This window comes from Neisseria sp. HMSC065C04 (assembly GCF_001815375.1).
GTDB lineage: Bacteria > Pseudomonadota > Gammaproteobacteria > Burkholderiales > Neisseriaceae > Neisseria > Neisseria flavescens_D.
In genome coordinates, this window is record NZ_KV820415.1 from 45,983 (window position 1) to 49,571 (window position 3,589).

A 3,589-nucleotide genomic window follows, 5' to 3' on the forward strand; every position below is an offset into this window, starting at 1 on the left:
TGCGTTGGCAGCCTGTCGCCGTATGGGACGCCTACCTGCGCTACAAAATCGGCAAAAACCTGACTGCCGAGCTGGTGGGCAGCAACCTGACCAACCGCTACTACCTCGACCCGATGAGCCGCTCCTATCTGCCTGCACCGGGCAGAACGGTCAGGATAGGGATTACAGGTAAGTTCTAAAATAGTTTCAGGATGCAATTATCAAAATTCTAATATTAGTAAAATGTAAATTATCATAAATGATAATAATTTCCGTTTTTATTTTATAAAAATGGGAATATACTTACTTTGCTTTTCCAAGAGGGCGAATTTGTAAGATTAATCCAGGTTCTTCTTGAGAAAGTTTGTTGATTTTGTAAATTTTTATTTTGGAGTGAATTATGGAACTCGTAAAAACCGTTGCGGTATTGAGTGTTGCGTTTGCTGCTTCTTCTGTGTTTGCACTACCTAAAGGTTTTCAAGCCAACCCGACTGGTGCGACGACCGAATCGATTCAAGTCGAAGGGGTAAAGCATATTGGTGTTACTCTTGAAAACGAAGGTGAGCATAAAGGTAAAGCTTCCATTTTTGTTAGCGATACCAAGGCTGTCTCAGGAACTCCAGAGAAAGGTATTGCCAATAACAAGCCTGTCTCTTTTGCTAAAATCGATGCGACAGCGAACAAATATTTTGTTAAAACGTTTGCTCACGGTATTTTGGGTAAAGACAAAAACGGCGTTACTGTTGCCAATCTGTATCGGATGAACGGTGCATGGCATCTGATTCCCAAAATGCCCGACCATTCCCATTTGGGCCGTCTGTCTTATTCCAAAGTCGGTAATATGGATGTTTACTTCGGCGACTGGTCTGCCGTTCCTTCCGGTGCGGCTGTCGGTACAAAAGGTACGAATTACACTGCCTTCTATAGCGGCACGGGTCGAACCACCAATCTGCCGACTACGGGTACTGCCACTTATACGGTTAAGGGTATCAACCAATATCATACGCAAAATACAGCCCTCTTAAACGGTACGTTGAAAGCTGATTTCGGTAAGCGAACGCTGAACGGAGAAATGGAACGCGCAGGTTTGAATGTCGCCATCAACAATGCCACGATTAATACGGCTCAGGCTTCCTTCTCCGGTACAGCTACGGCAAACAAAGTGGCCGGTACGACCCACGGTCATTTCTTCGGCAATCAAGGCGCAGCGATTGCGGGCGTGGCTGATTTTGGTCGAAACCATGCCTATAACACTGCCTTTGGCGGTACGAAAATCGGCAAATAATGAATCATAATGCGATAAGGCGGACGGTTTTTGTCGTTTCCCATTCCGTCCGCCTATAAAACACAAATCATCCGACACACAATGCACATCGTACAGGGCCGTTCGGAAATATCGGGCTTCGCAATGCGTTTAAGCCGGTATTTTTCGAACGGCCCGTGAGTTTGAAGGCGTGCTGTTTCGATGGGCTTGAGAAGCTCATTTTCAGACGACCCGTCATTCAAATAAAAAAATGCTCTGCCCGGTAAAGATGAAATGTCAGTTTTTCTTTGAAAAGGTCGTCTGAAAAACAAAGCCGCCCGATACACAGGAAAGAATTTTATGAAACGCCTTTTGCTCCTTCCCTTTTTTATCAGCCTGCTGCCCCACGCGTTTGCCGACGACAGGGAAGACCGCTTCATGCAGCTCAAACAGGGAACGGAACTCCGCCGCGCTCAGCAGGAAAGGAACGAAGCGGACAATACGGCGATCGAATTCGGCGCGGGAGAAGTGCAGGACGGCGAAGATTTGGCGTTGTCGCTGATGAAGGCGGTCAACGCGCAAAACGAAGAGGAAACGGCTCGGCTGTTAGACATTTACCGCCGTCAGGATGATTACGACCCCGATATAGTGCTGTTTGCCGAGGCCAATCAGGCGGTGTCCCGCGACGATTTGGAGGCCGCGCTGGCGAAATACCGCGAGCTTTACCGCAAAAATCCCGAATTTCTGCGCGGCCGCCTGGATTTGGCGCGGCTGCTGTTTATAGACAAACAAAACAAAGAATCGGCGGCATTGTTCGACGGCATCGATATTCCCGAAGTGCCCGCCGTCAATGAGAAAATCAAAGTGTTTGCCGACGCTTTGAAGAAACGCGATGCGTGGAGCGGCTCGGTTTCGTTCGGCGCGGGTTACGACACCAACTTAAACCAGTCGTCGGGCACGACGGTTGTCCGCAATCAGACAAGCTGCGGTTTCGATTCGAACGGGCAGCCGATTCTGGACGATGCCGGAATGCTGTCCTGCCGCAACGAACAGCTTGACGCCTACGCGCCCGATGCGTTGAAAAACCGGATGTGGGTATATGAAGCCAACTTAAGCAGACGCATTTCGCTCAACGGCCACCACGGCCTGCAACTGGGCGGCTACGCATGGGGCCGGCTCTATCCCGGCAACAAAGAATACGGCGAACACAATATCAACGTCAGCCCCGCTTACAGTTTTCAGAGCAAAGACCATTCCTTCAGTATCGGCCCGCAGGTGCAATACGAATGGTCGGGCGGGAAACTGCGCGACAGCAGCGCCGGCATCAGCACGGCATACAGCCGCACCTTTTCCGACCAAGCCTCGCTGGGCGTGCAGCTCGACCACAAATACGACCGCTACCGCGGTGAATTAAAACATTTCAACGGCCCGCAGACGCTTCTGTTCACCACCGCCATCTACGCCCTGCCGAAAGACTGGCTGGTATTCGGCGGCTACGACTACCTGCGCAAAAACAGCCGCGAAAAAGTGGATTCCTACCGCCGGCACGGCCTGCGCGCGGGCGTCAATAAACGTTTCGAATCCGGCATCGACGCCACCTTTCAGGCAATCTGGCGCAAAACAGCCTATCAGGATTACCATGCCTGGCTGGAAACCCGCCGCCGTGATTTCGAACGCACCTACCAGTTGGACATCAAATTCGATCGCCCTTTCCTCCGCGGCTTCGTACCCATCCTCACCGTAAAACACACTGACAACAAAAGCTCGTCCTGGCTAAATCGCTATAAACGGAATGAATTTCTAATTAAAATAGAGCATAGGTTTTGAAATTAAAGGTCAGCCAGATGATCTCTTGTAAGATTATTATCTTATATTCATAATGTGATTAACTCGCAAATTTCTTACAGTTTAACTTATCAACTTGCTAAAAAAATTTGCAAATAGGCCGTCTGAACTTAATGTTTCAGACGGCCTTTGCAGTATAAATTAGCTATCCCCTACACTTTCTTGTTTCACAAGAGTTTGATGGTACTTGGTATTCTTATATCTCTCCTACTCCACTACACAATAAATTAGGAAGTAGAGGTAAGGTAAAATTAAATAGCCAAGTTTCTCTTAAAACCTATTGATTTTATACTAAAAATTGGAGTACTATGAGCACACTCTCTAGAGTATCATTAATTCTCATTTGACATATAGGAACAATAAGCGGAATTTGTAGAATAATAGGAAAAAAGAAAATAATTTATATTATGTTAAATTCATAACGCTAGTATTTTAGCCTGCTAACTCCTGTTTTGCTCAGTAGTACAATCACTTACAAAATTTAAAAGTAAAAGGCCGTCTGAAAGGTTTTTCAGACGGCCT

General features: G+C 47.5%; 2 protein-coding genes. Both read left to right on the forward strand.

Annotated elements, in window-relative coordinates:
* The first annotated feature begins 379 nt into the window (after nucleotides 1–379).
* Nucleotides 380–1,264, forward strand: coding sequence for a Slam-dependent surface lipoprotein (locus tag HMPREF3022_RS06635; RefSeq protein WP_049343863.1), 885 nt, complete (start codon nucleotides 380–382; stop codon nucleotides 1,262–1,264).
* 318 nt (nucleotides 1,265–1,582) lie between these two features.
* Nucleotides 1,583–3,049 carry a surface lipoprotein assembly modifier gene (locus HMPREF3022_RS06640; protein ID WP_049343865.1) on the forward strand — a complete coding sequence of 489 codons (1,467 nt, stop codon included), beginning with the start codon at nucleotides 1,583–1,585 and terminating at the stop codon, nucleotides 3,047–3,049.
* Nucleotides 3,050–3,589 lie beyond the last annotated feature (540 nt).

Bases quoted from the DNA above. Each gene is read 5' to 3' on its own strand.
- HMPREF3022_RS06635 (WP_049343863.1), top strand. From the start codon at position 380: ATGGAACTCGTAAAAACCGTTGCGGTATTGAGTGTTGCGTTTGCTGCT.
- HMPREF3022_RS06640 (WP_049343865.1), top strand. From the start codon at position 1,583: ATGAAACGCCTTTTGCTCCTTCCCTTTTTTATCAGCCTGCTGCCCCAC.